The organism is Streptomyces sp. cf386 (assembly GCF_900103585.1).
Taxonomy (GTDB): domain Bacteria; phylum Actinomycetota; class Actinomycetes; order Streptomycetales; family Streptomycetaceae; genus Streptomyces.
Map to the genome: position 1 here is coordinate 107235 of NZ_FNHV01000017.1, position 21722 is coordinate 128956.

The following is a 21722-nucleotide window of genomic DNA, read 5'->3' on the forward strand; positions in this document are numbered from 1 at the left end:
GCGTAACACACAGGGTGCCTTCGTCACGGCGGCGAAACAACGAGGGGCTTCCATCGAAATGGTGCTGCGCCAATCTCATGGCGCATAACCGGCCCACCCCTCAATCCGCTCAGGCTTCGCCCGCACGGGGCCGTACCAATGACGAGGAGACGCCGATGGCCCCAGCCATCATGATGGCGGCAGACAAGGTAGAGCTGTCGCCCGCCAACACAGGTTTCATGCTCATCTGTTCCGCCCTGGTGATGCTCATGACACCGGGCCTGGCCTTCTTCTACGGAGGCATGGTCCGCGTCAAGAGCACCCTGAACATGCTGATGATGAGCTTCATCAGCCTGGGGATCGTCACCATCCTGTGGGTGCTGTATGGCTTCTCCATGGCGTTCGGCACCGACTCCGGCAGCCTTATCGGCTGGAACTCCGACTGGGTCGGCCTCACCGGGGTCGACAAGAGCGAGCTCTGGGGTACGTACAACATCCCGCTTCTCGCTTTCATGGTCTTCCAGCTGATGTTCGCGATCATCACGCCCGCCCTGATCAGCGGTGCTCTCGCGGACCGCGTGAAGTTCTCGGCCTGGGCGCTGTTCATCGCGCTGTGGGCGACGATCGTCTACTTCCCCGTGGCCCACTGGGTCTGGGGCGAGGGCGGCTGGGCCTTCGACATGGGCGTGATCGACTTCGCCGGTGGTACGGCGGTTCACATCAACGCGGGTGCCGCGGCGCTCGGTGTGATCCTCGTCATCGGCAAGCGCGTCGGCTTCAAGAAGGACCCGATGCGTCCGCACAGCCTCCCGCTGGTCATGCTCGGTGCCGGTCTGCTGTGGTTCGGCTGGTTCGGCTTCAACGCCGGTTCGTGGCTCGGTAACGACGACGGCGTCGGCACGCTGATGTTCGTCAACACGCAGGTCGCCACCGCCGCCGCCATGCTCGCCTGGCTCATCTACGAGAAGATCCGCCACGGCGCGTTCACCACGCTGGGCGCCGCCTCCGGCGCGGTCGCCGGTCTGGTCGCCATCACCCCGTCCGGTGGTGCGGTCACCCCGATCGGCGCGATCGCCGTCGGCGCCATCGCCGGTGTCCTGTGCGCCATGGCCGTCGGCCTGAAGTACAAGTTCGGCTACGACGACTCGCTCGACGTCGTCGGTGTTCACCTGGTCGGCGGTGTCGTCGGCTCGGTCCTGATCGGCTTCTTCGCCAGCGGCAAGGGCCAGTCGGACGCGGCGGGTGTCTTCTACGGCGACCACAAGTTCGACCAGCTGTGGAAGCAGCTCGCCGGTGTCGGCGGTGTCCTCGCCTACTCGCTGATCGTCTCCGCGCTGATCGCCTTCGTCCTCCACAAGACCATCGGTATGCGGGTCACCGAGGACGAGGAAGTGGCCGGCATCGACCAGGCCGAGCACGCCGAGACCGCATACGACTTCAGCGGCGCCGGCGGCGGTGCCGTCAAGACGGCCCCCGCGGCCCCGGCCGCAGCCGCTGCGAGCAAGAAGGTGGACGCATGAAGCTCATCACCGCCGTCGTCAAGCCCCACCGGCTCGACGAGATCAAGGAGGCCCTCCAGGCCTTCGGAGTCCACGGACTGACGGTCACCGAGGCGAGCGGCTACGGTCGTCAGCGGGGCCACACCGAGGTCTACCGCGGTGCCGAGTACACCGTCGACCTGGTCCCGAAGATCCGCATCGAGGTCCTGGCCGAGGACGACGACGCCGAGCAGCTGATCGACGTCATCGTCAAGGCCGCCCGCACCGGCAAGATCGGTGACGGCAAGGTCTGGTCCCTCCCGGTCGAGACCGCCGTACGGGTCCGGACCGGCGAGCGCGGTCCCGACGCGCTCTGACAGAAGAAGAACAGGAGCTGCTGGGTGTCGAGTACCAACAGGCGTGACGAAGCAGAAGACTCGGGACCCAGCGGCTACGCGGCGGCCCGGCTGCGCCTCCTCACCGAGGGGGCGCGGTCCGGGCCGCCGCGCCGTTCCGCCCTCGCGGAACTCACCGACGACTGGCTGACCGGCCTGTTCGCCGCCGGTGCCGAAGGGCTGCGCGGCGTCTCCCTGGTCGCCGTCGGCGGCTACGGCCGCGGCGAGCTGTCCCCACGCAGCGACCTGGATCTGCTCCTGCTGCACGACGGCGGCGACAGCAAGGCGGTGGCCGCCCTGGCCGACCGCATCTGGTACCCCGTGTGGGACCTCGGCCTCGCCCTCGACCACTCCGTGCGCACCCCCGCCGAGGCCCGCAAGACGGCCGGCGAGGACCTCAAGGTCCAGCTGGGCCTGCTGGACGCCCGGCACATCGCGGGCGACCTGGGGCTCACGGCCGGACTGCGCACGGCGGTTCTGGCCGACTGGCGCAACCAGGCGCCCAAGCGGCTTCCCGAACTCCAGGAGCTGTCCGCCGAACGCGCCGAGCGCCAGGGCGAGCTGCAGTACCTCCTGGAACCCGATCTGAAGGAGGCGCGCGGCGGTCTGCGGGACGCCACCATCCTGCGCGCCGTCGCCGCCTCCTGGCTGGCCGACGCCCCGCGCGAGGGCCTCGCCGACGCCCGGCGCCGACTGCTCGACGTACGCGACGCGCTGCACCTCACCACCGGCCGGGCGACCGACCGGCTGGCGCTGCAGGAGCAGGACCAGGTCGCCGCCGAGCTCGGGCTGCTGGACGCCGACACGCTGCTGCGGCAGGTGTACGAGGCTGCACGGGTGATCTCGTATGCGAGCGATGTCACCTGGCGTGAAGTGGGGCGCGTGTTGCGATCGCGCGCCGTGCGGCCGCGGCTGCGCGCCATGCTGGGCGGCGGGAAGCCGACCACCGAGCGCTCTCCGCTGGCCGAGGGCGTGGTCGAGCAGGACGGCGAGGTGGTGCTCGCCCGCGCCGCGCGCCCCGAACGCGACCCCGTGCTTCCCCTGCGTGCCGCGGCCGCCGCCGCGCAGGCAGGACTCCCGCTCTCCCTGCACGCCGTCCGGCGCATGGCGGCCACCCTGCGCCCCCTGCCCACGCCCTGGCCCGCCGAGGCGCGCGAGCAGCTCGTGACCCTGCTGGGCTCCGGGCAGCCCACGGTCGACGTGTGGGAGGCCCTGGAGGCCGAAGGGCTGATCACCCGCTTCCTCCCCGACTGGGAGCGGGTGCGCTGCCGCCCGCAGCGCAACGCCGTCCACATCTGGACCGTCGACCGGCACCTCATCGAGACCGCCGTCCGCGCCTCCGAGTTCACCCGCCGCGTCCACCGCCCCGACCTCCTGCTGGTCGCCGCGCTGCTGCACGACATCGGCAAGGGCTGGCCCGGCGACCACTCGGTGGCCGGCGAGATCATCGTCAAGGACGTGGCCGCGCGCATCGGCTTCGACCGCGACGACGTGGCCGTGCTCTCCACCCTCGTTCTCCACCACCTGCTGCTCGTCGAGACGGCGACCCGGCGCGACCTGGAGGACCCGGCCACCGTGCGCTCGGTCGCCGAGGCCGTCGGCTCCCAGGGCACGCTGGAGCTGCTGCACGCCCTGACCGAGGCGGACGCCCTGGCCACCGGCCCGGCCGCCTGGTCGTCGTGGCGCGGCTCCCTCGTCGCCGACCTGGTGAAACGGGTCGCGGCCGTGCTCGCCGGGGACGACCCGGACGAGCCCGAGGCCGCCGCGCCCACCGCCGAGCAGGAACGCCTCGCCATCGAGGCGATCGCGACCGGCAGCCCTGTCCTGGCCCTGCGCGCGCAGACGGAGCCGCCGACGGAGGAGCAGCCCGGCGACCCCGAGCCGCTCGGCGTGGAGCTCCTCATCGCCGTACCGGACCAGCCGGGCGTGCTGCCCGCCGTGGCCGGCGTCCTGGCCATGCACCGCCTGACCGTCCGCACGGCAGAACTGCGCGCCCTGGACCTGCCCGACGGCGTCGACGGCTCCGTCCTGCTGCTGAACTGGCGGGTCGCCGCCGAGTACGGCTCCCTGCCGCAGGCCGCCCGGCTGCGCGCCGACCTCGTACGGGCCCTGGACGGCTCGCTGGACATCGCGGGCCGGCTCGCCGAGCGTGACGCGGCGTATCCGCGCCGCCGGGGCGTCGTGGCGCCGCCGCCGCGGGTGTCGGTCCATCCGGCCGCCTCCCGGCTGGCCACGGTGATCGAGGTCCGGGCCCAGGACGCGCCGGGGCTGCTGTTCCGGATCGGCCGGGCACTGGAGGACGCGGGCGTGCGGATGCGCAGTGCGCATGTCAGCACGCTGGGCGCGAACGCCGTCGACGCGTTCTATGTCACAGGGGCCGAAGGAGCGCCGCTGCCCGGCGAGGAAGCGGCCTCCGTGGCGCGCAAGCTGGAGGAGACGTTGCGGGGCTAGGGCCAGCCCTCGCGGCGCCGAGCTGATCCGAAAGACAGGCCCTACCCCAGGGATCCCGGCAACCTGTGCCGCCGGGATACCCTGGAGGGCGATTCCCAGCTGCCACCGACCCCGAGGACCGCGAGCGCCGTGTTCGATACTCTCTCCGATCGCCTCTCAGCGACTTTCAAGAACCTGCGCGGCAAGGGACGGCTCTCCGAGGCGGACATCGACGCGACAGCGCGCGAGATCCGTATCGCGCTTCTCGAAGCGGACGTGGCCCTGCCGGTCGTCCGGACGTTCATCAAGAACGTCAAGGAGCGTGCCCTCGGCGCCGATGTCTCCAAGGCGCTGAACCCGGCCCAGCAGGTCCTGAAGATCGTCAACGACGAGCTCGTCACGATCCTCGGTGGCGAGACCCGGCGCCTGCGGTTCGCCAAGACGCCGCCGACCGTGATCATGCTGGCGGGTCTGCAGGGTGCCGGTAAGACCACCCTCGCGGGCAAGCTCGGCCGCTGGCTGAAGGAGCAGGGGCACTCGCCGCTGCTGGTCGCCGCCGACCTCCAGCGCCCGAACGCCGTCAACCAGCTCAGCGTCGTCGCCGAGCGCGCCGGTGTGGCCGTCTTCGCGCCGGAGCCGGGCAACGGCGTCGGTGACCCGGTCAAGGTCGCCAAGGACTCCATCGAGCACGCCAAGGCCAAGGTCCACGACATCGTGATCGTGGACACCGCCGGCCGCCTGGGCATCGACCAGGAGATGATGCAGCAGGCCGCCGACATCCGGGACGCGGTCTCGCCGGACGAGATCCTCTTCGTCGTCGACGCGATGATCGGTCAGGACGCGGTCAACACCGCCGAGGCCTTCCGCGACGGCGTCGGCTTCGACGGCGTGGTGCTCTCCAAGCTCGACGGTGACGCCCGCGGTGGTGCCGCCCTGTCGATCCGGCAGATCACCGGCAAGCCGATCATGTTCGCGTCGAACGGCGAGAAGCTCGACGAGTTCGACGCCTTCCACCCGGACCGGATGGCCTCCCGCATCCTCGACATGGGTGACCTGCTCACCCTGATCGAGCAGGCGGAGAAGACGTTCGACCAGGCCGAAGCCCAGAAGATGGCCGAGAAGCTGGCCTCCAAGAAGGGCCAGGACTTCACCCTCGACGACTTCCTGGCCCAGATGGAGCAGGTCAGGAAGATGGGCTCCATCTCCAAGCTGCTCGGCATGCTCCCGGGCATGGGCCAGATCAAGGACCAGATCAACAACCTCGACGAGCGCGACGTCGACCGCACGGCCGCGATCATCAAGTCGATGACGCCGGGCGAGCGCCAGGAACCGACGATCATCAACGGCTCGCGCCGCGCCCGTATCGCCAAGGGTTCCGGTGTCGAGGTCAGCGCGGTCAAGAACCTGGTCGAGCGGTTCTTCGAGGCCCGCAAGATGATGTCCCGCATGGCCCAGGGCGGCGGCATGCCCGGTATGCCGGGGATGCCGGGCATGGGCGGCGGTCCCGGCCGCACGAAGAAGCAGCCCAAGAAGGCCAAGGGCAAGCAGCGCTCCGGCAACCCGATGAAGCGCAGGCAGCAGGAGCTGGAGGAGGCCGAGCGCCGGGCCGCCGCAGCCCAGGGCGGCGGCGCCTTCGGGCTGCCGGGCCAGCAGGCCGGACAGGACTTCGAGCTGCCGGACGAGTTCAAGAAGTTCATGGGCTGAGGTTCAGGAAGTTCCGGGGTGAGCTCCAAGCAGTTTTTGCGCTGAGCCTGTTCCCGTACGTCGCCGAGGGCGCCCTTCTCCAGGAGGGGCGCCCTCTGCGCATGCCGTCGCCCGCTGTCTGCCGTAACGTCCAGATATGAGCAATGCGGCGCCACCACGCAAGGCCCCTGACCAGCCGTGGCGCACCGAGGGCACACCGGACGAGCCGCCCGAGCGGCCCCGCGGCCGGTGGCCTCGTGGCCGATGGTGGGGGCTGCTCCTCACCGGGGTGATCGTGTTCCTGATCGCCTACGTGGGGCTGACCTACCTCGACCGGGGCAACGAGCCGACGATCTCCTACACGGAGTTCAGCAGGCAGGTCGAGGCCGGCAACGTCTCCAAGATCTACTCCAAGGGCGACGCGATCCAGGGCGAGCTCAAGAGCGCCCGGGACAAGCCCGACGGCGAGGGCGAGTACAAGAAGTTCAAGACGCAGCGCCCGGCCTTCGCGGACGACGACCTCTGGCGGGAACTGAGCAGCCGTGAGGTGACGGTGACCGCGGAGCCGGTCGTGCGGGAGCGCGGCGTCCTGTCCAACCTGCTGTTCTCCCTGATCCCGATCGCGTTCCTGGTGGCGGTCTGGGTCTTCTTCGCCCGGCGGATGGGCGGGGGCATGGGCGGCGCAGGCGGCATGCTCAGCCGCAGGGCGCCGCCCAAGCCGGTCGAGCTCCAGCCGGGCAAGGAGCGCACGACGTTCGCCGACGTGGCCGGTATCGACGAGGTCAAGGGCGAACTGGACGACGTCGTCGACTTCCTGGAGCACCCCGACGCCTACCGCAGGATGGGCGCGAAGATGCCGCGCGGCGTACTGCTCGCGGGCTCTCCCGGCACCGGCAAGACCCTGCTGGCGCGTGCGGTGGCGGGCGAGGCGGGCGTGCCGTTCTTCTCCGCCTCCGCGTCCGAGTTCATCGAGATGATCGTCGGCGTCGGAGCGTCGCGTGTCCGGGAGCTGTTCGCCGAGGCCCGCAAGGTGGCACCGTCGATCATCTTCATCGACGAGATCGACACCATCGGACGGATGCGGGGCGGCGGCGCCTCGGTGAGCGGCCACGACGAGCGCGAGCAGACGCTGAACCAAATCCTCACCGAGATGGACGGCTTCTCCGGCTCGGAGGGCGTGATCGTCATCGCGGCGACGAACCGCGCCGACATCCTGGACCCGGCGCTGACCCGGCCCGGCCGCTTCGACCGGGTGGTCAACGTCTCCCCGCCGGATCGCGGCGGACGCGAGGCGATCCTGCGGATCCACACCCGCGAGATCCCGCTCGCCGAGGACGTGGACCTGACCCAGCTGGCCCGCACGACCCCGGGTATGACAGGTGCGGATCTGGCCAATCTCGCCAACGAGGCCGCCCTGCTCGCGGTCAAGCGGGGGCAGGGACAGGTGACCGCATCGGACCTCTCCGAGGCCCTGGAGAAGGTGCAACTCGGCGCCGAGCGCACCCTCGTGATGCCCGAGGAGGACCGCAGGCGCACCGCGTACCACGAGAGCGGACACGCCCTCCTCGGCATGCTGCAGCCGGGCGCCGACCCCGTACGCAAGATCACCATCGTGCCGCGCGGCCGGGCGCTCGGGGTGACGATGTCGACCCCCGAGGTGGAGCGGTACGCGCACTCGGAGGGCTATCTGCGCGGTCGCATCATCGGTGCCCTGGGCGGCATGGCGGCGGAGGAGGTCGTCTACGGAGTCGTCACGACGGGCGCCGAGAACGACCTCGAACAGGTCACCAACATCGCGCGCGGGATGGTCGCCCGCTGGGGCATGAGCGAGCGGCTGGGCCGGCTGTCCGCCCTGCCGAGCGACGCCCAGCAGGCGTACGGGCTCTCGGCCGCCCCGCAGACCCTCGACGTGATCGACGCCGAGATGCGCCGGATCGCCGACGACTGCTACGAGGAGGCGTGCCGCAAACTCCGGGACCACCGGGGGCAGTTGAACGCCCTGGCCGAGGCGCTGCTGGAGAACGAGACGCTGGAGGAGGCCGACGCGTACCGGATCGCCGGGATCACCCGGCTGGCCAAGGACGCGGACGCGTAGCGGAGACGCTCAGGGCACGCTCATTGCACGCGGGCGATCAGGTACCGGAAGACGTTCGGCATCCACACCGTCCCGTCCTGCCGCTGGTGCGGATGCAGCGCTTCCGTCACCTCCTTGTCCACCTGGGCCTGATCGGTCGCGGCGATCGCCGCGTCGAAGAGCCCCGTGGACAGCAGTCCCCGTACGGCGCTGTCGACGTCCGCGTACCCGAAGGGGCAGGCCACCCGCCCCGAACCGTCGGGCCGCAGGCCCGCGCGCTGGGCGACCTCCTCCAGGTCGTCGCGCAGGGCGGGGCGCCAACTGCCCGCGCTGCGCAAGGGATCGGCCAGCTTCGTGGCGACCCGCAGAACGGACGAGGTGGCGCAGCGCTCCGGCGGACCCCAGCCGGCGAGCACCACGGGCGCCCCGCGCTCGGCGAGCGGTGTCGCGGCCGCGAGCGACTCACCGAGCCCCTCGGCGTCGCCCGCGAGGCACCCGATGGGCTCGAACGCGGTCACCAGGGTGTACGGCGGCGCCGCTTCGTCGGCAGCGTCGCGAGGCGAGCCGACGACGAGCCGGGTGTCGGCACGCGCGCGCGTGCCCCACGTCTCGGGCAGCAAACGCTGCCGTGCGAGGGCCAGTCGTTCGGGTGAGGAGGAGTCGACACCGGTGACGGCCGCGCCTCTGGACACCGCGGTCAGAAGGGCGAGCCCGCTGCCGCAGCCGAGGCCCAGCAGCCGGGTGCCGGGGCCCACTTCCAGTCGCTCGTAGACGGCCTCGTAGAGCGGGACCAGCATCCGCTCCTGGATCTCGGACCAGTCACGCGCGCGTGCACACAGGTCCACGCGGGGCGCCGTGCCCGCGTGAGATGGGTGCTGCCGCACGAGCGTAGGTGTCATGTAAAGCGCCCCAATCAACCGAGAGTTGACGACGTGCCGGATTCAGTAGCCCCCGTGACATGCGCTCACGCTCCCCCCGTATGCCAGGAAACTCCGCGCTCGACGCCGCGTCCAGGGGTCGCGGAGCCCGGCTTGTGGGTTCGTTGTGTCCGTGGCGAGAATTCACATTCCGGCAACGTGGGCCCGTACCATCGCGCCATGGCCAAGGCACCCGTACTCACGCCACGGGCGGACGACTTCCCGCGCTGGTACCAGGATCTGATCAACAAGGCCGAGCTGGCAGACAACGGTCCGGTGCGCGGCACCATGGTCATCCGACCGTACGGATACGGGCTGTGGGAGCGGATGCAGGCCGAGATGGACGCCCGGATCAAGGAGACGGGCACGCAGAACGCGTACTTCCCGCTCCTGATCCCCGAGTCGTATCTCGCGCGCGAGGCCGACCACGTCGAGGGCTTCGCGCCGGAGCTCGCGGTCGTCACCCACGGCGGCGGCAAGGAGCTGGAGGAGCCGGCGGTCGTCCGCCCCACCTCCGAGATGATCATCAACGACTACTTCTCGAAGTGGGTGCAGAGCTACCGCGACCTGCCCCTGCTGATCAACCAGTGGGCGAACGTGGTCCGTTGGGAACTCAGGCCGCGCCTCTTCCTGCGTACGAGCGAGTTCCTGTGGCAGGAGGGCCACACCGCGCACGCCACCTACGAGGACGCCCGCGACTTCGCCGCGCACATCCACCGCGAGGTCTACGAGGACTTCATGGTGAACGTCCTCGCGATGGACGTCGTCCCCGGCCGCAAGACCGTCAAGGAGCGCTTCGCCGGCGCCATCAACACCCTCACGCTCGAAGGCATGATGGGCGACGGCAAGGCCCTGCAGATGGCCACCAGCCATGAGCTGGGCCAGAACTTCGCCAAAGCCTTCAACACGCGGTACCTGTCGCAGGAAGGCAAGCAGGAGCTCGTCTGGCAGACCTCCTGGGGCTCCACCACCCGCATGATCGGCGCCCTGGTGATGACTCACGGGGATGACAACGGACTGCGGGTGCCGCCCCGGCTGGCCCAGATCCAGGTCGTCGTCCTCGCCATCAAGGGCGACGAGACGGTTCTGGCCAAGGTCCGCGAAATCGGGGACCGGTTGAAGGCGGTCGGCCTCCGCGTCCATGTCGACGACCGCATCGACACCCCCTTCGGCCGCCGCGCCGTCGACTGGGAGCTCAAGGGCGTGCCGGTCCGCATCGAGGTCGGCCCCCGTGACCTGGAGAACGGCACGGCGATGCTGGCGCGTCGCATCCCCGGCGGCAAGGAACCGGTGGCCGTCGAGTCGCTCGTAGGCCTACTCCCCTCGGTCCTGGAGGAGGACCAGGCGCTGCTGCTGGCCCAGTCCCGGGAGCGTCGCGAGTCCCGCACCGCCGAGGTGTCGACGATCGAGGAGGCCGTCGAGGCCGCCGTCGCCGGCGGTTGGGCGCGCGTCCCGTGGGCGACGCTCGGTGAAGAAGGCGAGGCCAGACTGGCCGAGCACGCCGTGACCGTACGGTGTCTGGTCGCCGAGGACGGGTCGGTGCCGGCCGCCGACGACGCACCCGGTAACGTCGCGGTCGTCGCGCGCGCTTATTGAGATGACGCCCGTGTGGAACGAGAGCGACCGAAACGCCTCTTGCGCATCCGCGGACCACAGCCGCACCCGCGCGTGGACGGGGCGTACGCGGTGGGGCGTACGTCAGGCTACGCACCGGCTTGGTATGAGCTGTGAGGCTTATCCGCAGATCGGCGCACCCGCCCTCGTCGTGGCGCATCATTCGCAACTGACGGGTACGTGCAAATTATTTGGGATGGCCCGGAATCGGAACACAGCGGCACTCCGGCTCGTTGTCATTACGTGAGCACGACACAGACACCACCAGTTCTCGCCGCAGAGCTGGCAGAGGCGTGGGCCGACATTCAGCGGTACCACCCCGAACTGCCGGATCTCGCCGCGCCAGAGTCCCTGATCGGGGAGTCGTCGTCCGCCTGCGGTCACGAGCTCTCCTTTGAACGACTGCTTCATGAGGCAGTCCATGGCATCGCCGCCTCGCGCGGCGTCCGCGACACCTCCCGGGCCGGCCGCTACCACAACCGCAGATTCCTCGCGATCGCCGAGGAGATGGGCCTGGACCATCCCGAGGAGCCGCACCCGAGCAGCGGCTTCTCCCTGGTCACGCTCAACCCCGAGGCCAAGCGCCGCTACCGCCCGACCATCGAACGCCTCCAGCGCGCCCTGAAGGCCCACACCGCGGCGACCTCCGCCGACACGACCAGGACCTTCCGGGGCCCGGCCGCCCGCCACGGCTCCTCCGGAGGAGGTGTCCGCGTCAAGGCGGTGTGCGACTGCGGGCGCAACGTCCGGGTCGTCCCGTCGGTCCTGGCCCAGGCGCCGATCGTCTGCGGCGGCTGCGGCAAGCCGTTCCGGATTCCCGAGGTGGCCGGAGCTGCGTAACGGCGAGGGAGTCCAGTACCGGCATCTCGTGGCTGCCGGTCAGGAACGCATCGCCCTTTGGTTACGTAGGGCGTCGGGGTGCCGCTGTGGTCGGCGGCACCCCGTGGCGCCGGGTTGCGCGACCGACCCTCACGGCACCCCTGTCGCCGGGTGCCGTTCAGCCATGCCCGGCCGCCCTCGCCGCCCCCTCGGCCAAAAGCGATCCGCAGGGTGTGGCACAATGGCTAGCTGTACTCGACAGCCGCACAGGACCCCTCTCTCCTCCGGCTGACGCGTCCATCGGGCACTCGGGTACCGCAACCCCACGCGGCAGTCTCGCCGTGCCCAACCACGTCAAATCCAGGAGAACCCACTCCCGTGGCAGTCAAGATCAAGCTGAAGCGTCTGGGCAAGATCCGTTCGCCTCACTACCGCATCGTCGTCGCCGACTCCCGCACCCGCCGTGACGGCCGTGCGATCGAGGAGATCGGCAAGTACCACCCGACCTACAACCCGTCGGTCATCGAGGTGGACGCCGACCGTGTGGCGTACTGGCTGGGTGTCGGCGCGCAGCCGACCGAGCCCGTGCTCGCCATTCTGAAGAAGACCGGCGACTGGCAGAAGTTCAAGGGCGAGCCCGCCCCGGCTCCGCTGCTCGTTGCCGAGCCGAAGAAGGCGCGCCCGTCGTTCGAGGCCCTCAGCGGCGACGACGAGGGCAAGGGTGAGGCGATCACCCAGAAGAAGAAGGCGGAGAAGAAGGACGAGGCCGCGGCCGAGTCCGAGTCGGCCGAGGCCTGAGCATGCTCGAGGAGGCTCTCGAGCACCTCGTGAAGGGCATCGTCGACAACCCTGACGATGTGCAGGTCGCATCCCGCAACCTGCGTCGCGGGCGTGTGCTGGAGGTCCGGGTCCACCCCGACGACCTCGGCAAGGTGATCGGCCGCAACGGCCGCACCGCACGCGCTCTGCGCACCGTCGTGGGCGCCATCGGCGGTCGCGGTGTCCGCGTCGACCTCGTCGACGTGGACCACGTCCGCTGACGCCGAACGCAGCACCGGCTCGGGCCGGGGAGGGCCACTGGGCCGTCCCCGGCCCGTAGTCGTATGGCCGTCTCGTACGGCGAGTCGTCTGACAGGAGAGCAAGCACAGTGCAGCTGGTAGTCGCACGGATCGGCCGTGCCCACGGCATCAAGGGCGAGGTCACCGTCGAGGTGCGTACCGACGAGCCGGAACTGCGGCTCGCCCCCGGCGCCGTCCTGGCCACCGACCCGGCCGCCATCGGGCCGCTCACCATCGAGACCGGCCGCGTCCACAGCGGCCGTCTCCTCCTGCGCTTCGAGGGCGTGCGCGACCGCACCGGCGCCGAGGCCCTGCGCAACACCCTCCTCATCGCCGAGGTCGACCCGGACGAGCTGCCCGAGGAGGAGGACGAGTACTACGACCACCAGCTGATGGATCTGGACGTGGTCACCGCGGACGGCGTCGAGGTCGGTCGTATCACCGAGATCTCGCACCTGCCCTCCCAGGACCTCTTCATCGTCGAGCGCCCCGACGGCAGCGAGGTCATGATCCCCTTCGTCGAGGAGATCGTCGCCGAGATCGACCTGAAGGAGCAGCGCGCGGTCATCACCCCGCCGCCGGGCCTGATCGACGACCGGGCCGAGGTCGCTTCCTCCCGAGACGCGGAGGCCGAGAGCTGATGCGGCTCGACGTTGTCACGATCTTCCCCGAATACCTGGAGCCCCTGAACGTCTCCCTCGTCGGCAAGGCACGCGCGCGTGGTCAGCTGAACGTGCATGTGCACGACCTGCGGGACTGGACGTACGACCGCCACAACACGGTCGACGACACCCCGTACGGCGGCGGCCCCGGCATGGTCATGAAGACCGAGCCCTGGGCGGACGCGCTGGACTCCGCCCTGGCGGACGGCTACGAGACCGGTTCGTGCGCCCCCGCGCTGATCGTCCCCACGCCCAGCGGCCGCCCCTTCACCCAGGAACTCGCCGTCGAGCTCTCCGAGCAGCCCTGGCTGCTCTTCACCCCGGCCCGCTACGAGGGCATCGACCGCCGAGTCATCGACGAGTACGCGACCCGTATGCCGGTCCACGAGGTGTCCATCGGCGACTACGTCCTCGCCGGCGGCGAGGCGGCCGTACTGGTCATCACGGAGGCCGTGGCACGCCTGCTGCCGGGCGTCCTGGGGAACGCCGAGTCCCACCGGGACGACTCCTTCGCACCCGGCGCCATGGCCAACCTCCTGGAGGGCCCCGTCTACACCAAGCCGCCCGAGTGGCGCGGCCGGGGCATCCCGGACGTGCTGCTCAGCGGCCACCACGGCAAGATCGCCCGCTGGCGCCGCGACGAGGCGCTCAGGCGTACGACGGCCAACCGGCCCGACCTCATCGAGCGCTGCGACCCCAAGGCCTTCGACAAGAAGGACCGCGAGATGCTCTCCATCCTGGGCTGGATGCCCGACCCGGAAGGGGAGGGGTTCGGCCGATTTTGGCGCAGGACCGAGGGCGTGGAAGAATAGGCCGCTGTTGTGCGTCGTCCGGCGTGCGCCCCTGCCACAGGGGGACACGACGCCCGCCCCGACGCGGACAGCATCCTCTTGGAACACCTAGCTCCCGTTGATGACCTGTGGCATCAGCGAAGAAAGCAGACGAAATGTCTCACCTGCTCGACACCGTCGACGCCGCGTCGCTGCGCAGCGACGTCCCGGCCTTCCGCCCGGGCGACACGGTCAACGTCCACGTCCGCGTCATCGAGGGCAACCGCTCCCGTGTGCAGCAGTTCAAGGGCGTTGTGATCCGTCGCCAGGGTGCCGGCGTGCGCGAGACCTTCACGGTCCGCAAGGTCTCCTTCTCCGTCGGCGTCGAGCGCACCTTCCCGGTGCACACCCCGATCGTCGAGAAGATCGAGCTCGTCACCAAGGGTGACGTCCGCCGCGCCAAGCTGTACTACCTGCGCGAGCTCCGCGGCAAGGCGGCGAAGATCAAGGAGAAGCGCGAGAACTGAGCGCTTCAGGGGGCTCGCCCCCGCGGGGTCCAAAGCGGGGCCGGATAACATCTGGCCTCGATGGACACCGAAGCACAGCCGACGGAGCGCGACCGCTCCTCCCGCCCTTACGACTCCGAGGAGACCTCGGACCCGGAGGGGCCGGAGGAACGGTCGCGCTTCGCGTTGGTGTCATGGATCACGCAGTGGCTCCCGGGCGGGCGGATCAGCCTGACGCTGCTGGTCTTCCTGGTGTTCCTGCTGCTGCTCAACACGTTCGTCCTGCAGCCCTTCCAGATTCCCAGCGGATCCATGGAGTCCGGATTGAGGATCGGCGACCGCGTTCTCGTAAATAGGTTGGCGTACCGTTTCGGTGCCGAGCCGCGGCGCGGCGATGTTGTCGTGTTCGACGGAACTGGGTATTTCGGGGATGCGGACTACATCAAACGCGTTGTGGGTGTGGGGGGAGACCACGTGGTCTGCTGTGACAAGGAGGGGAGGATCCAGGTGAACGGCCGGTCGGTCGACGAGTCGACGTTTCTGTACCCCGGCGACAGTCCGTCCACGGTGCGCTTCGACATCGTCGTGCCCGACGGCACCCTGTTCGTCCTCGGAGACCACCGCAGCGAATCCAGCGACTCCCGTGACCGACTGGGCTCGCCCGGCGGGGGCATGATCCCGGTCGACGACGTCATCGGCCGCGCCGACTGGATCGTATGGCCGACCGCGCACTGGACCCGCCTGCACCATTCGGACGCCTACGCGCGCGTGCCCGCAGCAGAGGAGGGCGTGCATGGGTAACCGTGGCAAGCCCCGCGGCGTGCCCAGCAGCCCCGCCGACAATCTGCTGCCCACCGGCGCCCGGCGCGCCGCCAGCCCCACGGGCGGTCGTACGCGCGCGGAGCGGCGCCAGCTCCAGCGCAAGGTCAAACGGCGCCGCAGGCGCTCGGCGATGAAGGAGATACCCCTTCTCGTCGGTGTCGCGGTCCTCATAGCACTCGTCCTGAAGACCTTCCTCGTCCAGGCCTTCGTGATCCCGTCCGGCTCCATGGAGCAGACGATCCAGGTCGGTGACCGCGTCCTGGTCGACAAGCTCACCCCTTGGTTCGGCTCCAAGCCGCAGCGCGGGGACGTCGTCGTCTTCAAGGACCCCGGCGGCTGGCTCCGGGACGAGCAGACGACGGTGAAGAAGGAGGACCCCGTCGTCGTCAAGCAGGTCAAGCAGGCGCTCACGTTCATCGGCCTGCTGCCGTCAGACGACGAGAAGGACCTCATCAAGCGCGTCGTCGGCGTCGGTGGCGACCGCGTCAAGTGCTGTGACACGCAGGGACGGGTCACCGTCAACGGCGTTCCCCTGAACGAGGACTACCTGTATCCCGGCAACGCCCCCTCCGATGCGCGATTCGACATCACCGTCCCGCAGGGACGGCTGTGGGTGATGGGCGACCACCGGGCCGACTCCGCCGACTCCCGCGTCCATCAGGACCAGGGCTACGGCGGCACGGTCTCCGAGGACGAGGTCGTCGGACGGGCCATGTGGATCGCCTGGCCCCTCGGTCACTGGACCTCCTTGGACGAACCGAAAACGTACGCTTCGGTCTCCGACTCGGCGACCGGGTCGACCGCCTCTGCCCAGCTGTCGCATAGGGTTGCTTCCGACGATTCGAACGGAACGATCCAGCTCCCGAGCCCTGCGGAACTCCCGCTCGTTATGGGAGTGGTGGGCCTGCACCGCGCATGGGGCAGGCAGCGGCACAGAGTAAGGAGTTGGCGTGGGGGATGTGGCGGTTGGCGCACGGTCCGGGCACGACGGCGAGGAGCACCGCGGACGCCCCGTGGACGCTGCCGACCTGGCCGCGGACAGCGCCGTGACCTCAGAGAATGACCCCGGAGCGGCCGGCGGCGGCGGAGCTTCGGGCGGGCGACCCCCGACCGACCCCCAGGAGTCGGGCGGGGCTTCCTCCAAGCCGAAGAAGCAGCGCTCCTTCTGGAAGGAGCTGCCCATCCTGATCGGCATCGCGCTCGTCCTCGCGCTGCTGATCAAGACGTTCCTGGTGCAGGCGTTCTCGATCCCCTCCGACTCGATGCAGAACACCCTCCAGCAGGGTGACCGTGTCCTCGTCGACAAGCTCACCCCCTGGTTCGGCTCGGAGCCCGAGCGCGGCGAGGTCGTCGTCTTCCACGACCCCGCCAACTGGCTGGCGGGAGAGCCCACCCCCGACCCGAACGCGCTGCAGACCTTCCTCAGCTGGATCGGCCTGATGCCGTCCGCCGAGGAGAAGGACCTCATCAAGCGCGTCATCGGCGTCGGCGGTGACACGATCGAGTGCGAAGGCACCGGCCCGCTGAAGGTCAACGGCAAGGCGCTGAGCGAGACGGACTACGTCTACGCCGGCAACACGCCGTGCAGCCAGGACGACCAGGGCGGCCAGTTCAAGGTGAAGGTCCCCGAGGGCTACATCTGGGTCATGGGCGACCACCGGCAGAACTCCCGTGACTCGCGCTACAACCAGTCCGACAAGAACCACGGCATGGTTCCCGTCGACGAGGTCGTCGGCCGTGCCATCGTGATCGCCTGGCCGGTCAACCGTTGGGACAACCTGCCGGTCCCGGGCACCTTCGAGCAGAACCTGAGCGCCCGTTCCGCCGCGCTGACGGTCGCACCGCAGGGACTCGCCCTGGCGGGTGCGGTGCCGCTGGTGCTGTGGCGCCGACAGCGGATCAAGGCGGCGCAGACCCGCTGACGCGCGAGGCGCCTCGGGGTGACCGCCCGAGGCGCGGTCCCGGGGTGGGCGAGGAGCTCACCTCCGGGAAGGCTCGGGAAGCTGCTCGGACGGGGCTTCGGCCAACGGCTGGGGAAAGCTTTGCCGAGCGTGTGACCTCGCGCGCTCGGGAGGGGCTGCCCGGTGTCGGTACCGCCGGGTAGGGTGCGGACCCATGGGTGGCGAGAGCACGATACGTACGGCGCCGCGCGACGGTGGCGCGAGCAGGGGCCCGGCGGGCAGCCGGACCGGACAGCGGTTGTCCGGGCTGGCCGTGGCGCTGGGCCTGGTGCTGTTCCTGGGCGGGTTCGCCTGGGGAGCGGTGATCTACCGGCCGTACACCGTGCCCACCAGTTCGATGGTGCCGACGATCGGCACGGGGGACCGGGTGCTGGCTCAGCGGGTCGACGGCGGTGAGGTGCGCCGTGGTGACGTCGTCGTCTTCACCGACAAGACCTGGGTGACCAATGCACCCGTCGTCAAGCGTGTGGTCGCCGTCGGCGGGGACACGGTCGCCTGCTGCACCGACGGCAAGCTGACCGTCAACGGCAAGCAGATCGACGAACCGTATCTCGCCGGGAACGGTCCGGCCGAGATCCGGAACTTCCCGACGGTGACGGTGCCGAAGAACCGGCTCTTCCTGCTCGGTGACGAGCGCAGCGGCTCCCTGGACTCCACGGCCCACCTGACGGACGCCGCGAGCGGAACCGTCGCACGCAGTGCCGTGTCGGCCCGGGTGGACGCCGTCGTATGGCCCATGAACGGCATGCTGCAGCGCCCCACCGGCTTCGAGGAACTCGGCGCACTGTCGGCGGCGGGGCCGCTGCGGACGATCGTCGCGCTGATCGTGGTGGGCGGTGTGCTGGTCATGGCCGGCGGGGCGTACGGTCCGATCGCAGGCAGGCTGGCCAAGCGCCCGGCGCCGCGGACGGAGCCCGCAGGTGCCCGCTGACTCGGTGGGCGTGGGGCCGTACGGCGAGACAGGGGTGGGGGAGGCCTCCTGCGGAGACTCGTACGACGGTGGGCTGCGCAAGGTCGCGCGTGTGGTGCTGCTCGACCCGCAGGACCGCATACTGCTGCTGCACGGCCATGAGCCTGGGGACCCGGCCGACGACTGGTGGTTCACCCCGGGCGGTGGCGTCGAGGGCGACGAGAGTCGTGCGGAAGCCGCGCTGCGGGAACTCGCCGAGGAGACCGGCATTACGGAGGTCGAACTCGGTCCCGTGCTGTGGCGCCGGATGTGCTCCTTCCCGTTCGCGGGCCGCCGCTGGGACCAGGACGAGTGGTACTACCTGGCCCGTACGACGCAGACGGAGACCAGGGCCGTGGCTCTCACCGAGCTGGAGCGGCGCAGTGTCGCCGGAGCGCGCTGGTGGACGTGTCAGGAACTTGCCCGGGCACATGAGACGGTGTATCCGACCAGACTCGCCGAGCTGCTGCGCACACTGCTCGACGAAGGTCCCCCCGCCGGGCCCGTGACCCTTGACCCCGAAATTGTCTAGGTGCTGACGGGACTGGCGCACAATGGTGGGATCGCACGGCTGAAGGGGAACATGCCATGAGCGCCGAGGACCTCGAGAAGTACGAGACCGAGATGGAGCTCAAGCTCTATCGGGAGTACCGCGATGTCGTCGGTCTGTTCAAGTATGTGATCGAGACCGAGCGGCGCTTCTACCTGACCAATGACTACGAGATGCAGGTGCACTCGGTTCAGGGTGAGGTGTTCTTCGAGGTGTCCATGGCGGATGCCTGGGTGTGGGACATGTACCGGCCGGCGCGGTTCGTGAAGCAGGTCCGGGTGCTCACATTCAAGGACGTGAACATCGAGGAGCTGAACAAGAGCGATCTGGAGCTTCCGGGTGGGTGAGCCGCGCTGAGCTTCACCCGCAGGGGTGAGGAAGATATCCACAATCGCGAACTTGTCCACCAAGATCCAATAGCTCGGTGAGCTGCCCTCAATGTTGGCGCCGGAGGTGGTGCCGACATGAGCACGAGCACGAGCACGAGCGGGAACACGCACGGGGGAAACGCGCGCAGCGCGCTGGGCAGGTACGGAGAGACGCTGGCCGTACGGCGGCTGGTCGAGGCCGGGATGACGGTCCTGGAGCGCAACTGGCGCTGCGGCAGGACGGGCGAGATCGACATCGTGGCGCGGGACGGCGACGTCCTGGTCGTCTGCGAGGTCAAGACACGCAGGACGGGTGCCTTCGAGCATCCGATGGCCGCGGTGACTCCGGAGAAGGCCGAACGCCTGCGGGACCTGGCGGAGCACTGGCTGCACGCCCATGGCGGGGCCCCACCGGGCGGCGTGCGCATCGACCTGGTGGGTGTCGTCCTGCCACAGCGCGGTGCCCCCGTGGTCGAGCACGCGCGGGGGGTGGCCTGACATGGGGTTCGCTCGTACATGCTCGGTGGCCCTCGTGGGCGTCGAGGGGGTTGTGGTCGAGGTTCAGGCGGATCTGGAGCCGGGGGTGGCGGCCTTCACCCTGGTGGGACTGCCGGACAAGAGCCTGTCGGAGAGTCGGGACCGAGTGCGGGCGGCCGTGGTGAACTCAGGCGGTGAGTGGCCGCAGAAGAAGCTCACCGTCGGACTCAGCCCGGCATCGGTGCCCAAGGCGGGCAGCGGCTTCGACCTGGCCGTCGCGTGTGCCGTCCTCGGCGCCGCCGAGCGGATCGATCCACGCGTCCTCGCCGACATCGTGATGATCGGAGAACTCGGGCTGGACGGACGGGTACGGCCGGTCCGGGGCATCCTGCCCGCCGTGCTGGCCGCGGCGGACGCCGGCTATGAGCAGGTGGTCGTCCCGGAGTGCGCCGCGGCCGAGGCCTCGCTGGTGCCGGGCGTGTCCGTGCTGGGCGTGCGCAGCCTGCGCCAGCTGATCGCCGTGCTCACCGACGGACCCGTACCCGACGAGGAACCTGACGAGCAGGGCCGCCCGGATCCGCTGCTGGCGGGTCTTCGCGTGCCGGGGACCGGTGCGGCAACGGGAATGCACAGCATGGGCCCCGCCCAGCCCGACCACGGGCACGACCTCGCCGACGTGGTCGGCCAGATCTCGGCGCGTACCGCAGTGGAGGTCTCCGCGGCGGGTGGGCATCACCTGTTCCTGGAGGGACCGCCCGGTGCAGGCAAGACGATGCTCGCCGAGCGACTGCCGGCCATCCTGCCCCGGCTCGGCAGGGAGGAGTCGCTGGAGGTCACGGCGGTGCACTCCGTGGCGGGGCTGCTGCCTCCGGGCAAGCCCCTGATCGACATCGCCCCCTACTGCGCCCCGCATCACTCGGCGACGATGCAGGCGCTGGTCGGCGGGGGCGCCGGCATCGCACGGCCCGGTGCGGTGTCGCTCTCCCACCGTGGCGTCCTCTTCCTGGACGAGACGCCCGAGTTCAACAGCCAGGCCCTCGACGCCCTGAGGCAGCCCCTGGAAGCCGGCCACGTCGTGATCGCGCGCAGTGCGGGTGTGGTGCGCTTCCCGGCGAAGTTCCTGATGGTGCTCGCGGCCAACCCCTGCCCCTGCGGCCGCTTCTCCCAGACCAACGATCTGTGCGAGTGCCCGCCCTCGTCGATCCGCCGCTATCAGGCCCGCCTTTCCGGGCCACTGCTCGACCGAGTCGACCTCCGGGTCGAGGTGGACCGTGTCACCCGCGCCCAGCTGACGGTGCGCGGCGCCCGGGGCGAGTCCACCGCGACGGTTGCCGATCGAGTGCGGGCGGCCCGGGAGCGCGCGATGGCCCGGCTCGCCGGCACCCCGTGGCGGTCCAACAGCGAGATCCCCGGACGCGAGCTGCGCAGCCGCTGGTATGCCGCGGTCGGCGCCATGGACGAGGCCGAACGGAACCTCGAACGCGGCGTACTGACCGCCCGCGGACTCGACCGCGTCCTGCGCGTCGCCTGGACCGTCGCCGACCTCGTCGGCCATGACCGGCCCGACGCGACGGACGTCGCCCTGGCACTGCAACTGCGCACCGGTGTGCCGCGAGGCGTGCCCATGGCCATCGAGGCGCTCACATGAACGGGACGGAGAATCCTGACGACGAACTACTCGATCGGGTCTTTCTCAGTCGGGTCGTCGAGCCCGGGGACGAGGTCGCCGGGCGGTGGGTGCGGGAGTACGGGGTGGGGGATGTCGCGCGGCGGTTGCGGGACGGGGCGGAGGCCTTGCCGGGGGTGAGTTACAAGCGGTGGGACGGGTTGCGGGCCCGGGCGTTACGGGCCGAGCCCGGTCGGGATCTCGCCGTGGCCCGGGAGGCCGGGGTGAGGTTTCTGCGCCCCGGGGACGTCGAGTGGCCGCAGCAGCTCGATGATCTGGGGGACGCCCGGCCCATCGGGTTGTGGGTGCGCGGTCGGGCCAGTCTGCGGATGTGGGCGTTGCGCTCCGTGGCCGTCGTCGGCGCGCGGGCGTGCACCGAGTACGGGGCTCACATGGCGGCCACCCTCGCCGGCGGGCTCGCCGAGCGGGGGTGGGTGGTCGTGTCCGGCGGCGCCTACGTTCTATAGCGTGAAAGCTGTTGTAGTAGGCGTGTGCTTTTACCTGAAGAGAGCGACGTGGCCGCCAACCCCGTTGGCTGGCATG

The 21722-nt window shown here is 70.1% G+C and carries 21 protein-coding genes and 1 pseudogene; 21 read left to right on the forward strand and 1 reads right to left on the reverse strand.

Translation table 11 applies throughout. The features are described from left to right. The first annotated feature begins 155 nt into the window (after positions 1-155). The 5 genes from BLU79_RS35385 to ftsH all read left to right on the forward strand — a co-directional run bounded on the left by BLU79_RS35385 (position 156) and on the right by ftsH (position 8060). Positions 156-1499 (forward strand): ammonium transporter, encoded by a 1344-nt coding sequence (locus BLU79_RS35385; protein WP_093910085.1) that lies wholly within the window; start codon positions 156-158, stop codon positions 1497-1499. Beyond that, positions 1496-1834 carry a P-II family nitrogen regulator gene (locus BLU79_RS35390; protein ID WP_003997576.1) on the forward strand — a complete coding sequence of 113 codons (339 nt, stop codon included), beginning with the start codon at positions 1496-1498 and terminating at the stop codon, positions 1832-1834. The genes BLU79_RS35385 and BLU79_RS35390 overlap by 4 nt, the downstream gene beginning before the upstream one ends. A gap of 24 nt (positions 1835-1858) precedes the next feature. Further along, positions 1859-4303, forward strand: coding sequence for a [protein-PII] uridylyltransferase (locus tag BLU79_RS35395; protein WP_093910086.1), 2445 nt, complete (start codon positions 1859-1861; stop codon positions 4301-4303). Positions 4304-4432: 129 nt separating this feature from the next. After that, positions 4433-5986, forward strand: a complete 1554-nt coding sequence (gene ffh, locus BLU79_RS35400) for a signal recognition particle protein (protein ID WP_093910087.1) — start codon at positions 4433-4435, stop codon at positions 5984-5986. A 136-nt stretch (positions 5987-6122) separates the two neighbouring features. Next, positions 6123-8060 (forward strand): ATP-dependent zinc metalloprotease FtsH, encoded by a 1938-nt coding sequence (gene ftsH, locus BLU79_RS35405; RefSeq protein ID WP_093910088.1) that lies wholly within the window; start codon positions 6123-6125, stop codon positions 8058-8060. A 20-nt stretch (positions 8061-8080) separates the two neighbouring features. Here the strand turns inward: ftsH and BLU79_RS35410 are convergent, their stop codons facing one another. After that, positions 8081-8938: a class I SAM-dependent methyltransferase gene (locus BLU79_RS35410; protein WP_093910089.1), complete on the reverse strand. Its 858-nt coding sequence runs from the start codon at positions 8936-8938 to the stop codon at positions 8081-8083. Between the two features lie 198 nt (positions 8939-9136). Between BLU79_RS35410 and proS the strand changes: the two genes are divergently transcribed. The 16 genes and pseudogenes from proS to BLU79_RS35490 all read left to right on the forward strand — a co-directional run. Continuing rightward, on the forward strand, positions 9137-10552 hold the full coding sequence (gene proS / locus BLU79_RS35415) for a proline--tRNA ligase (protein ID WP_093910090.1): 1416 nt from the start codon (positions 9137-9139) through the stop codon (positions 10550-10552). A 261-nt stretch (positions 10553-10813) separates the two neighbouring features. Further along, a complete protein-coding gene (locus BLU79_RS35420; protein WP_093910091.1) occupies positions 10814-11410 on the forward strand; it encodes a hypothetical protein in 597 nt (198 codons plus the stop codon). Positions 11411-11767: 357 nt separating this feature from the next. After that, positions 11768-12187, forward strand: coding sequence for a 30S ribosomal protein S16 (gene rpsP, locus BLU79_RS35425; protein ID WP_093910092.1), 420 nt, complete (start codon positions 11768-11770; stop codon positions 12185-12187). Between the two features lie 2 nt (positions 12188-12189). After that, positions 12190-12429: an RNA-binding protein gene (locus BLU79_RS35430; protein WP_003973401.1), complete on the forward strand. Its 240-nt coding sequence runs from the start codon at positions 12190-12192 to the stop codon at positions 12427-12429. Between the two features lie 108 nt (positions 12430-12537). Then, positions 12538-13089, forward strand: coding sequence for a ribosome maturation factor RimM (gene rimM / locus BLU79_RS35435; protein WP_093910093.1), 552 nt, complete (start codon positions 12538-12540; stop codon positions 13087-13089). Continuing rightward, the gene (gene trmD, locus BLU79_RS35440; protein ID WP_093910094.1) at positions 13089-13922 is read left to right on the forward strand and encodes a tRNA (guanosine(37)-N1)-methyltransferase TrmD; all 834 of its coding nucleotides are present in this window, start codon (positions 13089-13091) and stop codon (positions 13920-13922) included. The genes rimM and trmD overlap by 1 nt, the downstream gene beginning before the upstream one ends. A gap of 134 nt (positions 13923-14056) precedes the next feature. Continuing rightward, the gene (rplS, locus tag BLU79_RS35445) at positions 14057-14407 is read left to right on the forward strand and encodes a 50S ribosomal protein L19 (protein WP_093910095.1); all 351 of its coding nucleotides are present in this window, start codon (positions 14057-14059) and stop codon (positions 14405-14407) included. Between the two features lie 60 nt (positions 14408-14467). Further along, the gene (lepB, locus tag BLU79_RS35450; RefSeq protein WP_093910096.1) at positions 14468-15187 is read left to right on the forward strand and encodes a signal peptidase I; all 720 of its coding nucleotides are present in this window, start codon (positions 14468-14470) and stop codon (positions 15185-15187) included. Then, complete coding sequence (lepB, locus tag BLU79_RS35455; protein WP_093910097.1) at positions 15180-16271, forward strand: signal peptidase I; 1092 nt, start codon at positions 15180-15182, stop codon at positions 16269-16271. Before lepB (BLU79_RS35450) ends, lepB (BLU79_RS35455) begins: the two co-directional genes overlap by 8 nt. Continuing rightward, positions 16159-17130: a signal peptidase I gene (gene lepB / locus BLU79_RS35460; protein WP_093910098.1), complete on the forward strand. Its 972-nt coding sequence runs from the start codon at positions 16159-16161 to the stop codon at positions 17128-17130. The genes lepB (BLU79_RS35455) and lepB (BLU79_RS35460) overlap by 113 nt, the downstream gene beginning before the upstream one ends. 193 nt (positions 17131-17323) lie before the next feature. After that, on the forward strand, positions 17324-18100 hold the full coding sequence (gene lepB, locus BLU79_RS35465) for a signal peptidase I (protein WP_093910099.1): 777 nt from the start codon (positions 17324-17326) through the stop codon (positions 18098-18100). 34 nt (positions 18101-18134) lie between these two features. After that, positions 18135-18650: an NUDIX hydrolase gene (locus BLU79_RS35470; protein WP_093910161.1), complete on the forward strand. Its 516-nt coding sequence runs from the start codon at positions 18135-18137 to the stop codon at positions 18648-18650. Between the two features lie 56 nt (positions 18651-18706). Then, entirely contained in the window at positions 18707-19015 is a 309-nt protein-coding gene (locus tag BLU79_RS35475) for a DUF2469 domain-containing protein (protein ID WP_003965949.1), read from the forward strand. 117 nt (positions 19016-19132) lie between these two features. Beyond that, on the forward strand, positions 19133-19534 hold the full coding sequence (locus tag BLU79_RS35480) for a YraN family protein (protein ID WP_093910100.1): 402 nt from the start codon (positions 19133-19135) through the stop codon (positions 19532-19534). A 1-nt stretch (position 19535) separates the two neighbouring features. Further along, positions 19536-21161: a YifB family Mg chelatase-like AAA ATPase gene (locus tag BLU79_RS35485; protein WP_093910101.1), complete on the forward strand. Its 1626-nt coding sequence runs from the start codon at positions 19536-19538 to the stop codon at positions 21159-21161. Beyond that, positions 21158-21637 (forward strand): annotated as a pseudogene (locus BLU79_RS35490) (DNA-processing protein DprA); the annotation flags it as partial. The gene BLU79_RS35485 and the pseudogene BLU79_RS35490, both read left to right, overlap by 4 nt. Positions 21638-21722 lie beyond the last annotated feature (85 nt).

Coding starts and splice junctions, on each gene's coding strand:
- BLU79_RS35385 (WP_093910085.1), top strand. CDS start 156: ATGGCCCCAGCCATCATGATGGCGGCAGACAAGGTAGAGCTGTCGCCC.
- BLU79_RS35390 (WP_003997576.1), top strand. CDS start 1,496: ATGAAGCTCATCACCGCCGTCGTCAAGCCCCACCGGCTCGACGAGATC.
- ftsH (WP_093910088.1), top strand. CDS start 6,123: ATGAGCAATGCGGCGCCACCACGCAAGGCCCCTGACCAGCCGTGGCGC.
- BLU79_RS35410 (WP_093910089.1), bottom strand. CDS start 8,938: ATGACACCTACGCTCGTGCGGCAGCACCCATCTCACGCGGGCACGGCG.
- proS (WP_093910090.1), top strand. CDS start 9,137: ATGGCCAAGGCACCCGTACTCACGCCACGGGCGGACGACTTCCCGCGC.
- BLU79_RS35430 (WP_003973401.1), top strand. CDS start 12,190: ATGCTCGAGGAGGCTCTCGAGCACCTCGTGAAGGGCATCGTCGACAAC.
- trmD (WP_093910094.1), top strand. CDS start 13,089: ATGCGGCTCGACGTTGTCACGATCTTCCCCGAATACCTGGAGCCCCTG.
- rplS (WP_093910095.1), top strand. CDS start 14,057: ATGTCTCACCTGCTCGACACCGTCGACGCCGCGTCGCTGCGCAGCGAC.
- lepB (WP_093910096.1), top strand. CDS start 14,468: ATGGACACCGAAGCACAGCCGACGGAGCGCGACCGCTCCTCCCGCCCT.
- lepB (WP_093910097.1), top strand. CDS start 15,180: ATGGGTAACCGTGGCAAGCCCCGCGGCGTGCCCAGCAGCCCCGCCGAC.
- lepB (WP_093910099.1), top strand. CDS start 17,324: ATGGGTGGCGAGAGCACGATACGTACGGCGCCGCGCGACGGTGGCGCG.
- BLU79_RS35475 (WP_003965949.1), top strand. CDS start 18,707: ATGAGCGCCGAGGACCTCGAGAAGTACGAGACCGAGATGGAGCTCAAG.
- BLU79_RS35480 (WP_093910100.1), top strand. CDS start 19,133: ATGAGCACGAGCACGAGCACGAGCGGGAACACGCACGGGGGAAACGCG.
- BLU79_RS35485 (WP_093910101.1), top strand. CDS start 19,536: ATGGGGTTCGCTCGTACATGCTCGGTGGCCCTCGTGGGCGTCGAGGGG.